Here is a 20,865-nt window from a genome sequence, read left to right as displayed (position 1 = left end):
CAGATAGAGAGAGCGAATAAATCTATCAAACTAGCGAATAAACGCAGAGAAAGAGCAAATAAATTTGCCGATCTATTTGGCAAATAAATCGACAGAAAGAGTGGATTTTTATAAATTCAAAGGATTGATCAATGAAAAAGTCCCATTGGATGTGATCCAATGGGACTTTGAATGGCTTGGTGATGCCCTTAACAGGACTTGAACCTGCGACCTAAAGTTTAGGAAACTTTTGCTCTATCCAGCTGAGCTATAAGGGCTCAATAGGTAAATGAACCATAGATATAAAAGAACACCAAAATGGCTACATACTAAAAAAAATATCCATTAAAGCTTAACCATTCCATTATATCAGTTTTACAAGATAATATTATAACATGTTTTGTTCACAAATTATAGACAAATTTCAAGTAGTAGCAATAATTATTGTTTACATAGTAAATTTTGCGAAAAACTATGTGTACGGGGAGTAATCTGTTTTTTTGGAAAGAGTGGGTTCTTTTCTATTGAAAATATGAATTGTAGAAAGTGTTATTTTATCATAATAAAATCCCACGAGACGGATTGTCTGTGGGATACTTTTTTGTATCAAATCATTTTTTCATTCAGATCTTGCTTCAAGCCAATGTTTCATACTGTAGCCGTTTTTGCTAAGCGGTTTATCTTAATAGTAAGTTCCGATTGTATGAATTTCCCCTTATCATCCAAACAGAGAATCCACTGCAGCAAGCACTTCAATATTCCTTTAGTAAAGTAACGATTTCCTTTTTGCGTCAGGTGAAAACAGCCTACTTTTTTGGTTGATTTCTATTGTGAGTGGTCAATTTTTCTAGCTCAGCTAATTCTTTAGCTACTTCTTCCCTTGCTTGAGAGGGAGCTATTTTTTGATTGGCAGGTGTCTGAGGTAGTGAAGCCTTATTTTTACTTTTACCTTGTTTGTTGTCTCTTCCCATCATAATTCTCCTTTCTTTTTAGAACATCCTTAATATGGCTTTAAAATGAATTTTTATCACTCAAATAAGAAAAGCGACTTTACTATTGATCAAAAGTCGTAAATATCCACTGCGAAATTTAAATAAGAGGATGATGGGGGAATCAGTTAAGCTCGGTCTAATGTACAGCAGAGATAAAAAATCCTCCAACTTTGTGAAGTTTCATTTGACTCGAGGAGATTGAAGCCAAGCCCAAGGAAAGCGCCGTCTGGAACGAAACATACAAATCTGAATATTGATGTATATATGTGAAGAAATGCTCGTATTTTTTCATCTGAATTCTACATTATGAAATTGATTCAAATAATTTTAAAAATATATAAAATAATCTTTGAAAGATACAAATGAAGTTCTATAATGTAGGGTAAAGTATTCTATATAACAGAAAGAGTGAAAGCATTGAAAACAATTCATGTACACGGTGCACCGAGTGAATATATTTTACAAAAAGGTGCTTTAGAACTTTTAGAATCTAAATTAGTAGAAAGAAATTTAAGAAAAGTTTTGGTCGTTCATGGCGTAAAATCATGGGCAGCAGCTAAAGATTACTGGCCAAATTTAAAAGAAATCGAGACGGAGGAGTATACATATAGTGGGGAGTGCTCATTGGATGAAATCGAGAAAGTTTCAAACTTAGTCACTGCTCATAATGATGAAGCAATTATTGGCGTCGGTGGTGGCAAGGTTTTAGATTTGGTGAAAGCAGCAGGAAATAAAACCAGCAAACCTGTTATTCTAATCCCAACATTAGCTTCTAATTGTTCTCCTTGGACCCCAATCAGCGTATTATATGATAGTTTTGGTACTTTCAAGGGTTTTGAAATTTACCCTGTTTCTACAAGCCTATTGTTAATCGAGCCTGAAATACTTGTCCGTGCTCCAATTGATTTGTTTATAGCTGGAATAGGGGATACATTAGCAAAATGGTACGAAGGAGATGTTCAATTAAAAACGATTGATCACAAAACTGTACCAATGATGATTTCTCATTATGCTGCCAAGGAATGTAAAGACATATTGTTACAATCATCGGCTGCGGCTGTTCATGCTATTGAAAATGGAAATTTGAACGAAGATTTTATTAAAGTTGTGGAGACAATTATTGTTTACGCAGGAATGGTCGGCGGCTTTGGAGATCATTTTGGACGAACAGCTGGCGCACATTCGATTCATAATGGGTTGACAGTTTTAGATGAAACACATCATGCATTACATGGGGCAAAAGTTTCTTATGGTATTTTAGTTCAATTAGTATTGGAAAATCGTTGGGATGAAATTAAGGCACTTATCCCATTCTATCAACAATTAGGTTTACCGCTATCCTTAAAAGAATTGGGCATTGAAGAACTAACGGATAAGGCGGTTCAACAAGTAGCCGAAAAAGCAACGCTCCCACAAGAATCCATCCATGTGATTCCAATTGGGGAGATTACACCAGCTAAGGTCAGTGAAGCAATGGTAGAATTAGAACAATTTTCAACGCAACTGAGTTTGCACTAAAATACGGAAGTCATATTAGATGTGGAATGGTTTGCGATGGGGTTCGATTGATTAAAAAGCACTGCTGAAAATTTACCTCTAACTTATCGAGTGAAAATTCTGTAAGTATAAGCTATGAATCGAATCATATCACTTATGTTTTGTCCTTTTTTTAGAATATTTTGAAATTTCTACCTATTGAAGAAGCTTTATTAAAATAAATAAACCGTATGAAATCAAATTTATAAAACTTGTTTTCATACGGTTTTATTTTTCTATATTTACATTAAATCCTATTATTTCCTAAATTATACTTAAGGCTCTTTTTATGATACGATCCATTTTTTTAGAAATTAAGATAAGATTAAATGTAGAAAAAAGTAACATGAAATTTTACGATGAAACAGCATTTTTCGTGAGGTAACTTTAAAATATATATTCGTTCATCTTATGTGATAGAAAAATTACGAATTATACAAACAGAAAGAGTTACAAAATTTTGTTTAGAGATATAAGACGTTGAAGATTTGTTTCAACAAAATCATGGACCTATTTGGTAATCCTTAATTTTCCTAAATAACGTTGCTCGACTAATTCCAAGAAGCTGTGCAGCTTGATCCTTGCTACCACCAACACGTTTGATGGTCTCTAAGACTTCAGTGATGGTCTTTATTTCAATCGTTTGTAGATTAAATTTCTCAATATTATTTTGCTGTTCGAGTCTTGTTAAAAATTCAGGTAAATGCTGTGGACAGATAATTGGATCTTCCGTCATATCGCAAATATAGGCTATAACATTTTCTAGTTCTTTGATATTTCCAGGCCAAGTATAATTTTCTAAAATGATCTTTGCTTCACGAGAGAACTGGCGACTTTTAGTTGGACTATTTTGCTTCAAAAAGTTTTCAGCCAAAGGTAATATGTCTTCACTTCGTTCGTGTAAGGTGGGGACATGGATAGGTGTAATATTAAGTTTGTAATATAAATCTTTACGGAAAAGACCTTCTTTCATTTGTTTTATGAGGTAGTGGTTAGACGAAACGATAATGCGAGTATTGATTGGATAAAGTTTTCCTTTTCGAAAAATAAGACCATCTTCTAAAAATTTCATGAATCGGGCTTGTACATTAATCGGCATCGTTTCGATTTCTTCGATCAGAATTGTACTTTGGTGTGCCAGTTCTAGTTTTCCTTTAAGATATTCAGTATTCATATGATAGCCAAATAATTGTTTTAATAGTTGTTCCTCAGAATAGTATGAACAGTTGAAACGATGAAATGGCTTGTCTTTCAATGGGCTTTGCTGATGAATTAGTTCTGCGATATAACTCCGCCCGGTCCCTTGCTCACCAATAATAAGGATGGGCATAGAATTGTTGGAAAATTTACTCATTTTGTTACGGATATTTTGAATGGACGGATGATTTCCTATTAATCTTTGATTTTGCAAAGGTGCATTCAGTAGTGAATGGCTGATAGATTCGATATTTTTAGGGTTATCTAGCATAATGACAGCTTGATTTCCTTCAATTTTTTGATACTTCATATGAAATTTATGGATTGTATCATGAATATCTATAAAAACTGTTCTGCCACTATTGGGTATGTTTTCGGCTTGTTCAAGTAGTTGTTGTAGCACGAAAGATTCGATTGCTTCATCCATATGGAGCATATGGAGTGCTCCCTTACTGACATATTCACATGCGCCATCCTGATTGATGGAAATAATACCCGTATCGACGTAATCAAAAATCGTCGATATTTTTTTTTGCGAAACGATATAGTTTTTGTAAAATTTTGTTTCTTGCATTTTTGTAGCGATTATTTGTGCAATTTGTTCAAGAAATGCAATGTTTTCTACTTTATGTGTAAAAAGTCGTTGCTGCTGGATTTTATCAAAAGCAATTAAACCGATGACACCAATAGCTTCACCATCTAATATAATCGGACAGCAAATTTCCCCATGCTCTTTACAATGCCCAAAGTGTAAGCAACCAGAACAAAATGAGTTAAATCCAGGATTTTCAATAACTATCGTTTGTTTGGTTTGAATACATCGTTTATAAATGAGGTCCTCACCATTCATTTCTTTCCAAATTTGCGATTTTATTTGACCGGTACCGGCTACTCGAAAAAGATGCTTATCTGCAACCTCTATTTCTATCTTTAAAACAGAAGCAATAGCATTAACGATTTGCTGAATAGGCAATTGAATTGTTTTTAGATCAAAATTGTTCATATTTTTCCGCTCCAATCTCAAAATAAGATTTTTGTTTCAAAATGAGACTTATAATTTATATGTGATGTTTTATATAACTATGATGTCATATTTTTTAACGTAAATAAATACGTTTTTAATATAAATCTATCTCATTTTGAGACTTTTGCGATTTTTTTATTCATTTTATACTTTATTCATAAAAGAAAGCTAGACTAAAGTTAGTTTTCTTAACACTAAGGAGGCGTGAAAATATGAAATTGAAAAACATCATTTGGGTTATGCTTGCAACAGTATGTTTAGTACTTGCTGGGTGTGGGTCTAATGACAGCAGTTCAAAAGCGAAGGATACTCATACATCTTCAGAGGATAACACAGTAGATGGTATTAAGAAAAAGGGAAAAATCGTGATTGCAACTGGTGACTATTATCCATTCGAATATTTGGATAAAAAAACACAGAAATTAGTTGGTTATGATATTGATCTAGGAAACAAGATTGGAAAGGCATTAGGTGTAGATGTGGAGTGGAAACAAATGCAATTTACAGCTCTTGTACCATCACTACAAAACAAGCAGGTGGATTTAGTGATTGGGGCAATGTATATCACAGATGAAAGAAAAGAAGTAGTTGATTTTGCAGATCCATACTTAGATACAGGCATGGTTCTTGTTAAAGCAAAAACCGATAAAAGTATTTCCTCTAAAAAAGATTTAGATGGTAAAAAAGTTGGTGTGAAAGCAGGGGCGACAAGCGAACAAGTTGCACAAAAATTAAAGGCAGAGGGTGCTAACATTAAAATCGTAGCCTACAAAGAAGCGTTGGATGCGATAAAAGACTTAGAAATAGGTCGAGTAGATGTGGTTGTTAATGATTACCTAAATCAATTAGGTTACTTCCAAACATATCCTGATAGCAATCTCGAAATTGTTGGAAAAGAGCTAGATCATTCAGAGCTAGGAATTGCTGCTTCAAAAGGGAATGATAGTTTAATATCAGAGGTCAATAAGGTATTGGCCGAAATGGAGAAAAGTGGGGAAAAAGATCAACTATTTAAAAAATGGTTAGAAAACAATCAATAGGAGGTAGATGATATGGGATTAGACTTCTCAGTATTAACTCCTTTTATCCCTGCCTTAGTCGAAGGGGCATGGATGACGATCCAAATTTCATTTCTATCTTTAGTCATCGGATTAGTGCTGGCCATTTTGGGTGCATTTAGTAAACTTTCGCCTATTTTTATCTTACGTAAAATAACGGAATTTTACGTTTGGGTATTTCGTGGGACACCATTGTTAGTACAACTGTTCATCATTTATTTTGGTATTCCTCAATTAGGGGTACAATTTACACCATTTCAAGCTGCAGTTCTTGGTTTATCCTTGAATACAGGGGCCTATGCGACTGAAATTGTACGATCTGCGTTACAAGCAGTAGATAAAGGGCAATATGAGGCGGCAGCCGCGCTGGGAATGTCGAAGCCGCTTGCCATGTATCGTATTATCGGTCCACAAGCGTTAAAAATATTAGTACCAGCTATGGTCAATCAATTTGTTATGACGGTTAAAAATTCATCTATGGTATCGTTATTAACCATTACGGAATTGTTCCGAACAGGAGAATCAATCATTACATCAACTTTCCATAGTTTGGAGGTCTATCTCATCATTGCAGCCATCTATCTAGTCATTACATCCGTTTTAATGTTTATTGCGAGTCGCTTGGAGAAAGGAATGAGGGTTTATGATTGAAATGCGTCATGTCAATAAATATTTTGGAAAAAAGCAAGTATTATATGATATTAATTTGCAGATTGAAAAAGGCGAACGCACTGTAATAATTGGGCCCTCAGGTTCCGGGAAAAGTACGCTTTTACGTTGTATGAATCTTTTGGAAGCAATTGAAGAAGGAGAAATGTATTATAAGCAAGATCTTGTACAAGGGAAAGAGTCGAAGAAACGCATACGTCAAGAATTAGGTATGGTATTTCAACGGTTTAATTTATTCCCACATTTAACAGCTATAGAGAATGTGATGGAAGCGCCTATCTGGGTAAAAAAGAAAAATAAAGAGACTGCAAAAAGAAAAGCAGAAGAATTATTAACAACAGTAGGTCTAAGTGAACGCTTTGACTTTTATCCTTCTAATCTATCTGGAGGGCAACAGCAGCGGGTAGCAATAGCTCGAGCACTTGCCATGGAACCAGAATTAATGCTTTTTGATGAACCAACTTCCGCACTTGATCCCGAACTTGTTGGAGAAGTATTGAATGTTATGACCCATCTTGCCAAAAACGGTATGTCAATGGTGGTTGTTACACATGAAATGGGTTTTGCAAATGAAGTAGCAGATCGGGTCATTTTTATGGATCAAGGAAGGATTGTAGAAGATGGGACACCTGAACAGGTTCTGCGTAATCCACAACATGAACGTACAAATACATTTTTAAGTCGCATTCTTGCTTAGGAGGGGAAAATGATAGGTATTCAAATAGCCAAAAATCCATTTGGTCCAAAGCCATTGGAAAGAAGACATCGTACACCATTTCAAAAACATGAAATTCTAAATATTTTAAATTTTCAAGAATCTCATTCTAGATATACAAAAACGCCTCTCTATGAACTGAAGGAATTAGCAAAAAAATGTGGAGTTGCTTCTATCATGGTAAAAGATGAATCGCAACGATTTGGTTTAAATGCTTTCAAAGTATTAGGTGGCATTGTAGCAGTTGGAAAATATATGGCGAGAGTCCTCGATCTTCCTTTTGAAAACTTATCTTTCGACATGCTAAAACAACAAGCAGAAGAAAAATTACAGCCAATCACATTTATAACGGCGACGGATGGTAATCATGGACGCGGAGTGGCATGGGCTGCACGAGAGCTTGGGCAAAAAGCTGTTGTACGGATGCCAAAAGGTTCAACTACTCAACGTTTAAAAGTGATTCAAGAGGAAGGTGCTGATGTATTAATAACGGATTTGAATTATGACGATTGTGTTCGACATTGTGCAACGCTCGCGAAAGAAAACGGCTGGATCATGATTCAAGACACTGCATGGGGTGGATATGAAGAAATTCCTCTATGGATTATGCAAGGTTATAGCACTTTGGCACTTGAAATCGTTCAACAATTAGAGGAACAACAATTAGAGCCACCAACACATATTTTATTACAAGCGGGTGTTGGTTCATTTGCTGGAGCTGTCGCTGTAAGCCTTAACCAATTTTTGCAGAGGGATTTAACCATCGGAATTGTTGAAGCGAAACCAGCTTGTTGTTTTTTTGAATCTTTTAGAACTTGCAAGATGAAAACGATGGATGGGGATATGCAGACCATTATGGCAGGTCTTGCTTGTGGGGAACCTAATACTTTTGCATATGACCTATTGTCATATTTGGCAACTGCGGCATTCTCATGTACTGATGAAATTGCTGCACTTGGAATGCGTGTATATGGCAATCCGATAACGGGTGATCCTCGTGTAATTTCTGGAGAATCAGGTGCTGTTACACTCGGACTTCTCTATTATGCATTGCAACTACAAGCTTCAAATGAAATTGTCGAAACTTTGCATATAGGGGCAGATGCTCGAATTTTAGTGATTTCTACTGAAGGTGATACAGATCGAAACTCTTATGAAAACATTGTATGGCATGGTCAATATGCCAATTTCAAGGAGGAACAAATAAATGAATACAGCGCAACTAGTTATTGAATTATGCCAATCCCTTGTCAAACATCAAAGTTACTCGGGAGAGGAAGAAGCTGTTGCAAAAGAAATCCAAGACTTTGCAGCAAAATATTTTGATGAAGTACATGTGGATGAAGTAGGGAATGTATTACTGAAGATCAAAGGAAAAAATGAAGGACCCACTGTATTATTTGATGGGCATATCGATACAGTCCCTGTTAATAGCAAACATTGGACAAAAAAACCGTTCTATCCAGAAATCGTGGGTGACAAGATGTATGGTCGTGGAACCTCCGATATGAAGGGTGCTGTGAGCGCAATGATTATCGCAGCCATCGATTTTGCTAAGCAAACGAACAAACAATTTAAAGGGAACATCATTGTATCTTGCAGTGTTCATGAAGAATGTTTTGAAGGAGTTGCTTCGCGAAGCATTACGAGAGTAGAAAAGCCTGACTATGTTGTTATTGGAGAAGCAACGAATTTACAACTTGCAATAGGTCAACGAGGGCGTGCAGAAATTATTTTAGAAACGATTGGTAAACCGGCACATTCATCAAATCCCTCAGCAGGTGTCAATGCAGTCTATCACATGATGAAGTTAGTGGATCTTGTAAAAAAAGTCCCCTTACCCAATCATCCTGTTTTAGGAGATGCATTATTAGAATTAACAGATATTAAGTCTGCTCCATATCCAGGTAAATCTGTTGTGCCATCTAATTGTACGGCAACATTCGATCGTAGAACTCTTGTTGGTGAAACAAAGGAATCTATTCTAGCAAGCATTCAACAAGTAATTGCTGAAATCTCAAGTGAAGATCCAACCTTCCAAGCAAAAGCTTATTACTCAAAAGGTTCAGAACAATGTTATACAGGTGCCACAATTACAGCGGAACGTTTTTTCCCTGCATGGGTGTATGATGCAGAAGCAGATTTTGTTAAAGCTTCATTAGAAGCATTACAACAAGTTCAACCAACCACTGTATTAACACATTACTCATTTTGTACGAATGGAAGTCATTTTGCTGGAGAAGCCGGAATTCCTACAATTGGATATGGTCCATCTTTTGAATATCTGGCTCATATTGATGATGAATATATTCAACTATCTCAACTTACGCAAGCGGTAACAGGTTATGCAGCACTTATGGCAGCATTAACAGCTTTACCTACACAATCAAAAGGACGTGAAGAACATGTATGATTTAATCATTCGTAACGGAAAAATCATTGATGGGACTGGTTCTCCTTGGTATTATAGCGATATTGCTATTCAAGATGATAAAATTGAAAAAATCGGGAAGCTTACAGATTTAAAGGCGAAAAAAGAAATCGATGCCAAGCGACATATCGTAAGCCCAGGTTTCATCGATATGCACACACATTCAGACTTGGTTATTTTAGAGCAGGGTATTATTGAAGCAAAAGTTCGTCAAGGTATCACAACAGATCTTCTTGGGCAAGATGGCATCGCAGCAGCACCACTTCCGGACGAGCATGTTTCAAATTGGCGCAAAAACTTAGCTGGACTTGATGGTACTCCTGATATTGAATGGAATTGGATGACAGTAGGGGACTATCTATCACAAATCGAAGATAAAAAACCAAGCTATAATCTTGCAACGCTTGCACCACATGGCAATATTCGAATGGAAGTAATGGGACTTGAGAATCGCTACGCGACCGATGAGGAAATTGCACAAATGCAAAATGTACTTCGTCGTTCGCTTGAAGAGGGAGCGGTTGGCCTTTCAACTGGTTTAATATATCCGCCTTGTTGTTTTGCGGATATGCGTGAACTAAAAGCACTTTGTGAAGTGATAGCTGAATATGGTGTGCCACTTGTTATTCATCAACGCAGTGAAGGTGATGAAATTTTAGAGTCTATGACAGAGCTGATTGATATGATGACAGAAGTTGGAGCTCATCTTCATTTTTCACATTTGAAAAACTGTGGACGCGATAACTGGTCAAAATCACCAGAGGTTATTAAAAAAATTGATGAGGCGCGTCAAAACGGTCTTGAAGTTACTTTTGACCAATATCCATATACCGCTGGTAGTACAATGCTAAGCGCTATTTTACCACCATGGGTACATGATGGAGGTACGGAAAAATTGCTTGAAAGACTGGAAAAGCCAGAACTACGTTTCAAAATGATTGAAGAAATGAAGACAGGCTTAAGGGGATGGGATAGTATTTCACGTTGGGCAGGATGGGATGGCATCATTGTTACTTCCGTTAATTCTGAAGAAAAAGCTTACTGTGTAGGTAAAACCATTCAAGAAATCGCAGCGATTGATGTGAATCCCAATCCTGCTGAAGTTGCACTTAATCTGATTTTAAGCCAAAAAAATAATATAGGTATGATCGACTTCGTTATCAATGAAGATGATGTTCGTAAAATTTTGACACATCCAGCGGGAACAATTGGCAGTGATGGCCTCCTCGGTGGGGAACCTCATCCACGTGCATATGGAACGTTCCCGAAAATCTTAGGAAAATACGTTCGTGAAGAAAAACTAACATCGCTTGAAGAAATGATTCGTCGCATGACATCTCAACCAGCGCGTATCATAGGTTTACAAAATCGTGGAATTATTCGTGAAGGCATGATTGCTGATATTGTCATCTTTGATGAAGAAACGATCATTGATAAGGCAACTTATGAACAGCCGCGTCAATATAATGAAGGGATGGATGCAGTTATTGTTAGCGGCCATATCATTTTACTTGGTGACCGAACCTTCCCACAACAGGCTGGTGAAGTAATCCACCGTAAATATACCAATAAAGTAAAATCACATGTGTAAAGTGTCAATATATTAATTTGTAAAAAGTTAAAAAGGGTCTATCAAAGGTTCCTATTAAAGTATTAATTCCCATATCATATGAAGAGGACAAATACTGTTGTTCTAGTATTTGTCCTCTTTTTTATAAAAGATGGTCAGTAAGTTATTTCTTTGTTTTATTCATTGTTATCACTGTAACTTGGGGTGACTTCCTTCCGTTCTGCCAATATGTTTTCAGGGACGTCTGATGAGCAGCTTCAGGGTAACGGGACGTTGGTCAAAGAGGGACGTGGCGTTCTTAGACTCCCCGTTCCTTAAATTATTCTCCCTAGCTGCTGCTAATATCCTAGGAATCACGCTAGCTCTGTACCAGTCAACCTGCAACCTAGCTTTTTGATAAAGAACCATATTCATTTAATTTGCTACAATTACTAGTAGATTTTTTTCTTAAATATACGTTATACTGAATAGATATACTAGAGGTGTTGAGCAGGCAGAAATTAGCTCCCTATATTGCAAGAAAAAATTGGATAATGAACACGCCTGTAAATATAAGTTACCTGCATTAACGAGTAATATATACACACATCAGAATCAAACAAACTTTCATCGGCGATTGCTCCAAACTTTACTTGGAAAAGGCAGGGTCTCAGCTGCTGGTAAAATCCGATTAGTTTAGCTAAGCTACATTGGAAGATAAGAAAATCTTACATCCAATGTGAATGTTTTATATAGCTTTCTAGAATAGTATAAATAATAGTAGTAACTATACATAATTTTGTAGCATAACTGGAAAAAGGGCAGGGATTCAATATGAAAACTTCAAAAGAAAAAGGGGTATTGAAACGTCTTCTAAAGAAGTCGTCAGCAACTTTAGTGGTTACACTAATCTTTACAGTAGGGGTTTGTTTTGCAAAAGGAACCCCTTCAACGGTCAATGCAAAAACAAAGCCAACTTATACTGTCACGACAGCATCAAAAGTATTAGATACTAAAATGCAAAAATTTTCTACATATAATCGTAAGACAAAAACCTATTATTTGCTACGTTCATATCTCGAAAGACTAGAGAAAAACGGTGGCGGCAAACTGATTTTAAAAAAGGGAACCTATAAGATTACCAATACTCTATATATTCCTTCAAATGTAACGATCCAGCTTGAAAATGGTGTGACTATTGTGAAAGAAGCAAGTACTGGGACACAAAAGATGCTACCATCTCATTCGCTTTTTCAATTCATCCGTCCATCAAGAGCTCAAAAAAAGCATGTTTATGGTAAATTTGATGGTGAAAAAAATATTAAAATGATTGGCAAAGGAAATGCCTCCATTGATATGAATTATGATGATCAGTCATTGGGAATTGTAATGGGGCATAACCAGAATGTTACGATCGATCATATTCAATTTAAAAATATGAATGGTGGTCATTTTATTGAATTGGATGCATCCAAGAATGTAACGATTAAAAATTCTTCTTTTATTTCCTCTCGTCATGTAGATGGACGTGATAAAGAAGCGATCAATCTAGATACACCTGATCTTACGACAAAAGGATTTACGCATGCGTGGAGCAAATACGATAAACAAGCGAATAGCGATGTTTTCATCATTAGTAACAGATTTGATGGATTAGATCGTGCAATAGGTACACATAAGTATTCGGAAGGTAGCCTACATCAAAATGTGGTTATTCGCAATAATACCATTCAAAGTATGCATTCAGATGCGATCCGTGTGATGAACTGGTCTAGTCCAATTATTGAAAATAATTCATTTACGAATATTGGGAACGATGCAGATCCTAACGATACAACTAGAGGAATTTTATTAAGTGGTGTTAGTAATCCAACTATTCAAAACAATATATTTATAGCTATACCAAGAGCGATGCAGTTTATGGTTTGGCAAAATACAGATACAGGCAGTCAATATAAACCTATTTACAATAAGCTTAGCGAATCAAATAAAAAGATATTGCAAAATAACATCTTTATCAATATGAAAGAAGATTTTATTCGAATCAATAATAAGACATTTGGTGATTACAGTTATCCTGAAAAGATTTATTATTTAGAAAAAATTTCATGACTATAGTCCTCAAAAATCAGTAAGTTGGTGGGTGGATAGGAAAATCAATAATCTTGATAAGATTTATAACCCCCCAACTAGAATTAGAAAGAATAGGAACCATAAAAAATACCATTCAGCTGATGATGAATGGTATTTTTCTGTTGAACAGCCCTGCATCTGTATCCTAGATGGAGCGTCCGTATAAGCAGGAACTAATAATAAAAAGCTGGTGGTTTCAAAGAGAAGAAAAACACCGTATAAAGTTTCATATTATTAGTTATTCAAATCATTTACATAATCTTGCATAGATGGCCATGTTTCAGTTGGAAGAATTGATGAAGTTGGGATTTCATTTTCTTCAATATGCAAGGTAGACAAATTTGTCAATGCTGCAAGAGAATCCATCGATGTTAAGTAATTAGCATTCACATAAAGCGTTTTTAAATTGGTCAATGTTTCTAATGCATCTACCGAGAAAATACTATTGTAAGATAAATAGAGTGTTTCTAATTTTTTAGACTCACTAAGCGGTTGAATGTCCTTGATGATATTGTTAGATAAATCTACTTCTTTAAGATTGGTCAAAGAAGCAATTTCTAAAATATCTCTGATTTTATTGTCATTCAGTTTGAGTTTTTCTAAATTTGTTAAACTTTTAACACCTTCAATATCTTGGATTTTGTTATCCCATGCACTTAATACTTGCAATTTTGTCAAGTTGCTAACGATCATGATTTCTTTCAATGTATTTCCGGATACATCCAAATCAGTTAAGTTGACTAAGTTTTGAAGTGAATCAATGGATTGAATATTGTTAAAGCGAATATTTAATTTTTTTAAGTTCGTTAATTTTACAAGAGGGCTTAAGTTATGGACCGCATTATTAGCAATAGACAATTCACTAATATTTGTACAAAATGCTAATGGTTGAATGTTTTCAATATCAAACATTCCAAACATTTCTCTTTCATCGGTATCTCCATCTAAAGATAATGTTCCCTTCAAATTTCTTAAATCTGCTACTTTCATATTTTGCGTTAAATTTTTATGACCCATAATCTCATTTAAGCGATTTAGTAGGTGGGTGTCTTGCACATAAACAATCGCTGTATTACTAACTTTCTCCACATTTTGTGCAGATACTACTTTTCCATCTTGATAAGTTATACCATCTTTTGTGCCTGTTAATTTCTTACCGCTTTTATATTGGTATCCATTGTAAGCGCCCGTTAACTTTTTGCCGTTTTTGTACAGGTATCCATTATAACTGCCTGTTAATTTTTTGCCACTTTTATATCGATAGTTTTTATAACTACCTGTATATTTCTTTCCATTTTTATAGAGGATTGATTTATATACTTTGTAACCCCTTACAATTTTCCCTGTTTTTGCCGAAACTAATTTTCCATTTTTAACTTGGTATACGCTTTTAGCAAAAACTGCCGATGAATCGGGGGTTGCTAAAATGGTAGCAGTCCCTATCAATCCTGTTATCATTGTGATAGAAATTGCTTTATTCAGTCGTCTATTCAAATTGATCATCTCCTCTTGATATTGAAAGATTAAAATTCTAACCACATCTTATCATTTTTATATCATCATCGGAAACTATGAAATCCATAAAAATATAGAAATTTTATGGAGAAACAAAAGATTGTTAAAAATTCATCATAAAAACTATTTTTGATTTTTGTATATATAAGTTGTTCCTGTATACCTTGCCATAAAATCTCGGAATAGAATCAGGAAAACCTTCTTCAAATTAAAAAATTTTCATTTCTATAGCAAATCTAATCATACTGAAAAATATCAGGAATATATTATAAGAGCTAATCGTATTTAGGTTAATAGAGAGAGGTTTTTTATCCACACGAGCAGCAGTTGCTCTACACATCAAGATTCAAGCGAAACTTTCATGAGCGATTGCTCCCAACCTATATGTGAAAAATTCTAGACAGAGAAAAACAAGCGGATAAATCGGATCCACTGCCTGTAAAAGCCTATTGATTCAATGAACACACAGTAGGGGGGAAGAAAACCCTCATTGTATGAAGTTTCACTCTATCTACTGCAATGTCTATATTTCTAATGATTATAGTGAAAGGGGATGTGAATGTCAGAATTTCATCAACAATCATCGGTAGAAGTTATGGAAAAGTTGGAAGTGACTAATGAAGGCTTAAGTGATTATGACGTCCAAATCAAGCAAGAAGAATATGGGCTAAATATCTTGACAGAAGGGAAAAAGATAAGTACATTAGCTGTTTTCTTTCAACAGTTTAAAGATTTATTAGTTATTATCTTAATGGTTGCCGCTGTCATTTCGCTTTTATTAGGCGAAGTAGAAAGTACAATCGTTATTATGATTGTCGTCATTTTAAATGCGATTCTTGGAACTGTTCAACATATGAAAGCTGAACGTTCTTTAGATAATTTAAAGGCTTTAACGTCTCCAACAGCAAAGGTGATAAGAAATAATCAGATTGTGGAGATTCGTTCAGAAGAGATTGTAGTTGGAGATATCCTCTTATTAGAGGCAGGCGATTATGTTAGTGCTGATGGGCGATTATTGGAAAGTCATTTTCTTCAAATCAATGAAAGTTCCTTAACAGGAGAATCATTAGCTGTAGCAAAAAGTACAGATCCCATTCAAGGCGACAATATAACCATAGGGGATAAGAGCAACATGGTCTTCAGTGGGAGTTTTGTGACGAATGGACGTGGTACGGTTATTGTGACTGCGATTGGAATGGAAACAGAGATTGGAAAAATCGCCAATCTCCTGGATACAGCGATGGAAAAGAAGACACCTCTCCAAGTCAGTCTTGATCATTTTGGTGAGAATTTAGCTTTAGGTATTACACTGATCTGTCTATTTATTTTTACCATTGATCTTGTTCGCGGACGAGCGTTAGTTGAATCATTTATGTTCGCAGTATCACTGGCAGTTGCAGCAATTCCTGAAGCGTTAAGCTCAATTGTCACCATCGTATTGGCTTTCGGAACTCAGAAAATGGCAAAGGAAAATGCCATTATACGAAAGCTTTATGCTGTTGAAAGCTTGGGTAGCGTGTCGGTTATTTGCTCAGATAAGACAGGAACCCTCACACAAAATAAGATGGCCGTTCAACAAGTTTATGTCAATCAAACTGTTAAAGCATATGATCGTTTAAACACCAAAAATGAAATCGAAAAAGATCTTCTTTTAATGGCACAATTATGCAATGATGCCGTAACAAGTGACCAAAAAGAAATTGGTGATCCTACGGAAACAGCACTTGTTAAATTAGGACGAGTCTATCACCTGAACGAAATAGCTGTTAGAGAGCAACATCCTAGAATAGCTGAGATTCCTTTTGATTCTAATCGAAAGCTAATGAGTACGATGAATCGTGTTGATCAGCAAAATGTGATGATCACCAAAGGTGCATTAGATGTTCTCTTATCACGAATGGTTAAGATGGAGACTTCATCAGGAGTCTATCATATTACGGAAGAACATCGTAAAAAAATCGAAGACGTGAATCGTGATTTTTCCATGAATGGTCTACGTGTCTTAGCTATTGCATACAAAAACATGGATAGAAGGCAAACCATCGATATAGAAGATGAAAAAGATCTAATCTTCGTTGGTTTGATCGCAATGATGGATCCTCCAAGAAAGGAATCAAAGTCAGCAGTTGAAAGCTGTATAAAAGCAGGGATAAAGCCCGTCATGATAACAGGTGACCATAAAATAACAGCGACTGCCATTGCAAAGCAAATCGGAATCTTAAAAGAGCCATCAGAGGCGATTGAAGGGTATGAAATTGAAGGATTAACAGACGAACAGTTACAAGACAAGGTTCAGGATCTATCTGTCTATGCTCGTGTATCACCTGAACATAAACTTCGGATTGTTAAAGCTTGGCAGGAAAAGGGCAATGTTGTTGCGATGACAGGGGATGGAGTCAATGATGGTCCTGCACTGAAACAAGCAGATATCGGTGTAGCGATGGGGATTACTGGTACAGAGGTAGCAAAAGATGCCTCTTCTATGATTTTAACAGATGATAATTTTTCAACAATTATTAAAGCTATAGCGAACGGAAGAAGCCTCTACGCCAATATTAAAAACGCTATTATGTTTTTGTTATCAGGAAATGCAGGAGCGATTTTTGTTGTTTTATATGCGACTGTATTTAATTTACCTGTTCCATTTGCGCCTGTACATCTATTATTTATCAATCTACTAACAGATAGCTTACCTGCGATTGCCATTGGATTAGAACCACATAATAAAAAAGTGATGAAGGACAAGCCAAGAAATATCCATATGCCATTATTAAGTAAAAAATTTACAGTTCAAATGATTCTTGAAGGGATTTTAATCGCTATTTCAACGATTATTGCCTTCCAAATGGGATTATCAACAGGTGATACACTAACAGCGAGTACAATGGCATTTGCAACGTTATGTTTATCAAGATTGATACATGGTTTCAACTCTAGATCGAAGGAATCCGTCTTCACAATTGGTGTATTTTCAAACAAATATACATGGGTTGCCTTTCTAATCGGCGTCGTGTGCTTACATTTCGTGTTATTACTTCCTTCATTGACAAGGGTATTTGAAGTAGCCAACTTAAGCTCACTTCAATTAGGCTATATTTATGTCTTATCCTTTATTCCCTTTTTGGTGAACCAGTGGTTTAAAGTGCTGTTTGTAAAAGGAAAATAAGAGAAGTTGCATTGCTTTTTTATTTAAAGGGAAGGGGCTTGTCTATTGTTGAGACAAGTCCTTTTTCATTCCTCCCTTTTTAATCAAACAATAAAAAAGCTTCAGTCCTAATTGGAACTGAATTTTTTTATTGCTTCTATTTAATTTTTCAAAAAATTCCGTTCAAAATGGGCGTAACATGATTCCGATTGATCGAATTAAATAGAGATGTATGATTTTTTGAATAGGAGGTTGATGAATGCCTAAACCAATTGAATTTAAAGTTTTTTCCGATGAAATACCGGAGCCTATTCGGGCAGATGGGGCAGGTGCGACTGATCCTGGACCAAGAGATATCGTGCGAGCACTGGAGAATCCAGATTTGCTTGTACCACCCACGACAGATGCAGGAACGGTACCAAATTTAAAATTTTCATTTTCCGATACGCATATGACCCTGAAACCAGGTGGATGGTCTAGACAAATTTCGAACAGAGAGCTTCCTGTCGCTACTACACTTGCTGGAGTGAATATGAGATTAACTCCAGGTGGTGTCAGAGAGATGCATTGGCATAAGGAAGTTGAGTGGGGATTTGTGACAGTAGGAAAAGCAAGGATAACAGCTGTTGATCAGAATGGTAAAAATTTCATAGCGGATGTAGGCATGGGAGGATTATGGTATTTTCCTCCGGGAATCCCACACTCTATTCAGGGATTAGAGGATGGATGTGAATTTTTGTTAGTCTTCGATGCTGGAGACTTCTCCGATTTAGATACATTCACGATTTCAGATTGGTTTGCTCATACCCCAAAAGATGTCCTCTCTGCCAATTTTGGTGTGCCCTTAAGTGCGTTTGAGTGTATTCCCAAAAAAGAAAAGTATATCTATCAAGGAAAGATTCCTGATCCTATTGAAAGTGTTGTCATTTCTGATTCCTTTGGTACTAGAAATTTTACACATGATTTGCTAGGGCAAGAACCTATCAAATCTCCAGGTGGTTCTGTTAGAATTGTAGACTCCACCAATTTTACAGTATCGAAAGAAATTTCAGCCGCTTTGGTTGAGATATTACCAGGAGGAATGAGAGAATTACATTGGCATCCTAATAATGATGAGTGGCAGTATGTCCTTTCAGGTCAAGGGAGACTGACAGCATATGCCGCTGATGCGACAGCTCGAACGTTTGACGTGAGAGCTGGTGATGTAGGATATGTACCATTCTGTTATGGGCATTATGTTCAAAACACAGGTGATGAAACTCTTTGGTATTTAGAAGTATTTAAAGCCCCTAAGTATGCTGATATTTCTTTAACACAATGGATGGCAATGACCCCGAAACAAATTGTCAGCAGTAATTTAAACGTGGGGTCGGAGCTGATGAATGCTTTACGAAAGAAAAAATGGTCTGTTGTTCGATTCCCAGGGTATACGTATAAAGATTTTAAACAATGATCATAAACAATAGTAGCATTGCACAGAAGTAAAATGGTGTGATGCTATTTTGTATAAATCTCAGTGATTGTTTGGACAAGGTTAATGTGCAATCCTACAAGTCATTCGCTTTTATTTGCTCGATAGAGGAGAATATTCGCTCTGATCATTTATGCACTCTCCAAAAGGAATTATTCGCATAATGACGAATTGTATTTACTCTTACAATACTTTTATTCCGAGTCAAATAGCGTTTAAAGAATATTTCTATCAAAAATTTTTGTTTTTTGTTGACACCATACCTATAGGGGTATATTATAAAGCATATATGGGAATACAACATATAAAGAAAGGAGTGTGCAGCTATGACATATGATAGTAAGGTCGTAAACCGCATTAAGCGTATGGAAGGCCAGTTAAGAGGGGTAATACGCATGATGGAAGAAGGCAAAGATTGTAAGGAAGTCATCACACAACTTTCTGCGGTACGTTCAGGTGTAGATCGAGCAATAGGCGTTATTGTCAGCGAAAATTTGGTTGAATGCGTACGAGATGCTGATGGTGATTTATCTGTTATGAATGAATCCATCCAAGACGCAGTTAACTTGCTAGTAAAAAGCCGATGATAAACAAACGTTTTTTATATTTTTAAATTTGTAATACCTATACAAGTATATGCATATAAGTGGGTAAAAAGCAAAAATGAAAACATAGCAAAATCTGTTTTAATACCACAAATAATTTTTGAGATCAATTAAAAATGATAAAGCGGTTTAAAAATTACGCTCATTTTTTATGTCTTCATTAATATTAGGAGGAAACATGATGGAAATAGCAGTAATCATCGTCTTAGTTGTAGCATTTATTGCTTGGCGGATGATGCCAGCAAAAGGCATTCAATCGATTTCTACAGAGCAATTAAAGACGATCCTCAATGATCGGGATAAAGTGTTTATCGATGTTCGCACACCTGGTGAATATAAAGGAAGAAATATTCGTCAGTTTAAGAATATCCCACTAGGTTCCGATTTTTCTAAATTACCAAAAGATAAGGAAATTGTGGTTATTTGTCAAAGTGGCATGCGAAGTAGCCAAGCATGCAAGCAATTAAAAAAATTAGGCTATCAAAAAATTACAAATGTTCGTGGTGGCATGAGCGCTTGGAGAGGATGAGTAAAATGAAAGAAATTACAGCTGAAGAAGTACAACAACGTCTAGAAAATGATGAAGCATTAAATTTAATCGATGTTCGCGAAGTGATAGAAGTGAGATCTGGTCATATTCCAGGAATCATTAATATTCCATTGGGATTATTGGAAGCCAAATTACCAGACTTAGATAAAAAGAAAGCATACATTATGATATGCCGTTCTGGTGGTCGTAGTTTTCAAGCAACGGCATTTTTAGATTCTTTAGGATATGATGTCACAAATATGGTTGGCGGCATGTCAGCTTGGGAAGGCGAAGTAGAGTAATTTTTTGAATTTTAT

Annotated in this window: 16 protein-coding genes and 1 tRNA gene; 13 read left to right on the top strand and 4 right to left on the bottom strand. The window is 35.8% G+C overall.

What is annotated here, in order from left to right:
* Positions 1–183: 183 nt before the first annotated feature.
* Positions 184–257, bottom strand: a tRNA-Arg gene (locus FEU33_RS08640).
* A gap of 528 nt (positions 258–785) precedes the next feature.
* The gene (locus FEU33_RS08635; protein ID WP_146548979.1) at positions 786–950 is read right to left on the bottom strand and encodes a YfhD family protein; all 165 of its coding nucleotides are present in this window, start codon (positions 948–950) and stop codon (positions 786–788) included.
* 438 nt (positions 951–1,388) lie between these two features.
* Here FEU33_RS08635 and FEU33_RS08630 point away from each other — a divergent pair, with 438 nt between their 5' ends.
* The gene (locus FEU33_RS08630; protein WP_146548978.1) at positions 1,389–2,489 is read left to right on the top strand and encodes an iron-containing alcohol dehydrogenase family protein; all 1,101 of its coding nucleotides are present in this window, start codon (positions 1,389–1,391) and stop codon (positions 2,487–2,489) included.
* A 520-nt stretch (positions 2,490–3,009) separates the two neighbouring features.
* Here FEU33_RS08630 and FEU33_RS08625 read toward each other — a convergent pair.
* Positions 3,010–4,707: a sigma 54-interacting transcriptional regulator gene (locus FEU33_RS08625; protein ID WP_146548977.1), complete on the bottom strand. Its 1,698-nt coding sequence runs from the start codon at positions 4,705–4,707 to the stop codon at positions 3,010–3,012.
* 233 nt (positions 4,708–4,940) lie between these two features.
* Here FEU33_RS08625 and FEU33_RS08620 point away from each other — a divergent pair, with 233 nt between their 5' ends.
* The 7 genes from FEU33_RS08620 (at position 4,941) to FEU33_RS08590 (ending at position 13,262) form a co-directional block, all read left to right on the top strand.
* A complete protein-coding gene (locus FEU33_RS08620) occupies positions 4,941–5,768 on the top strand; it encodes a substrate-binding periplasmic protein (RefSeq protein WP_146548976.1) in 828 nt (275 codons plus the stop codon).
* A gap of 12 nt (positions 5,769–5,780) precedes the next feature.
* Positions 5,781–6,437, top strand: coding sequence for an amino acid ABC transporter permease (locus FEU33_RS08615; protein ID WP_146548975.1), 657 nt, complete (start codon positions 5,781–5,783; stop codon positions 6,435–6,437).
* A complete protein-coding gene (locus FEU33_RS08610) occupies positions 6,430–7,152 on the top strand; it encodes an amino acid ABC transporter ATP-binding protein (RefSeq protein WP_146548974.1) in 723 nt (240 codons plus the stop codon). Before FEU33_RS08615 ends, FEU33_RS08610 begins: the two co-directional genes overlap by 8 nt.
* A gap of 9 nt (positions 7,153–7,161) precedes the next feature.
* Positions 7,162–8,403 carry a diaminopropionate ammonia-lyase gene (locus FEU33_RS08605; RefSeq protein ID WP_146548973.1) on the top strand — a complete coding sequence of 414 codons (1,242 nt, stop codon included), beginning with the start codon at positions 7,162–7,164 and terminating at the stop codon, positions 8,401–8,403.
* Positions 8,378–9,583, top strand: a complete 1,206-nt coding sequence (locus FEU33_RS08600) for a YgeY family selenium metabolism-linked hydrolase (protein ID WP_146548972.1) — start codon at positions 8,378–8,380, stop codon at positions 9,581–9,583. Before FEU33_RS08605 ends, FEU33_RS08600 begins: the two co-directional genes overlap by 26 nt.
* Positions 9,576–11,192, top strand: coding sequence for an N-acyl-D-amino-acid deacylase family protein (locus FEU33_RS08595; protein WP_146548971.1), 1,617 nt, complete (start codon positions 9,576–9,578; stop codon positions 11,190–11,192). The genes FEU33_RS08600 and FEU33_RS08595 overlap by 8 nt, the downstream gene beginning before the upstream one ends.
* A 792-nt stretch (positions 11,193–11,984) precedes the next feature.
* Positions 11,985–13,262 carry a right-handed parallel beta-helix repeat-containing protein gene (locus FEU33_RS08590; protein ID WP_146548970.1) on the top strand — a complete coding sequence of 426 codons (1,278 nt, stop codon included), beginning with the start codon at positions 11,985–11,987 and terminating at the stop codon, positions 13,260–13,262.
* Positions 13,263–13,517: 255 nt separating this feature from the next.
* Here the strand turns inward: FEU33_RS08590 and FEU33_RS08585 are convergent, their stop codons facing one another.
* Complete coding sequence (locus FEU33_RS08585) at positions 13,518–14,777, bottom strand: leucine-rich repeat domain-containing protein (RefSeq protein WP_186731364.1); 1,260 nt, start codon at positions 14,775–14,777, stop codon at positions 13,518–13,520.
* 580 nt (positions 14,778–15,357) lie between these two features.
* Here FEU33_RS08585 and FEU33_RS08580 point away from each other — a divergent pair.
* From FEU33_RS08580 to FEU33_RS08560, 5 genes are all read left to right on the top strand, one after another.
* Positions 15,358–17,964 (top strand): cation-translocating P-type ATPase, encoded by a 2,607-nt coding sequence (locus FEU33_RS08580; protein ID WP_146548968.1) that lies wholly within the window; start codon positions 15,358–15,360, stop codon positions 17,962–17,964.
* A gap of 238 nt (positions 17,965–18,202) precedes the next feature.
* Positions 18,203–19,396: an oxalate decarboxylase family bicupin gene (locus tag FEU33_RS08575; RefSeq protein ID WP_146548967.1), complete on the top strand. Its 1,194-nt coding sequence runs from the start codon at positions 18,203–18,205 to the stop codon at positions 19,394–19,396.
* A 344-nt stretch (positions 19,397–19,740) separates the two neighbouring features.
* Positions 19,741–20,001: a metal-sensitive transcriptional regulator gene (locus tag FEU33_RS08570; protein WP_146548966.1), complete on the top strand. Its 261-nt coding sequence runs from the start codon at positions 19,741–19,743 to the stop codon at positions 19,999–20,001.
* Between the two features lie 199 nt (positions 20,002–20,200).
* Positions 20,201–20,548 (top strand): rhodanese-like domain-containing protein, encoded by a 348-nt coding sequence (locus FEU33_RS08565; protein ID WP_146548965.1) that lies wholly within the window; start codon positions 20,201–20,203, stop codon positions 20,546–20,548.
* A gap of 5 nt (positions 20,549–20,553) precedes the next feature.
* The gene (locus FEU33_RS08560; RefSeq protein WP_146548964.1) at positions 20,554–20,850 is read left to right on the top strand and encodes a rhodanese-like domain-containing protein; all 297 of its coding nucleotides are present in this window, start codon (positions 20,554–20,556) and stop codon (positions 20,848–20,850) included.
* The last annotated feature ends 15 nt before the right edge of the window (positions 20,851–20,865 follow it).

The sequence above is a fragment of the Rummeliibacillus suwonensis genome, assembly GCF_007896435.1.
GTDB lineage: Bacteria > Bacillota > Bacilli > Bacillales_A > Planococcaceae > Rummeliibacillus > Rummeliibacillus suwonensis.
Note: the sequence above shows the minus strand (reverse complement) of the source record. Positions and strands in the feature narration are given on the sequence as shown.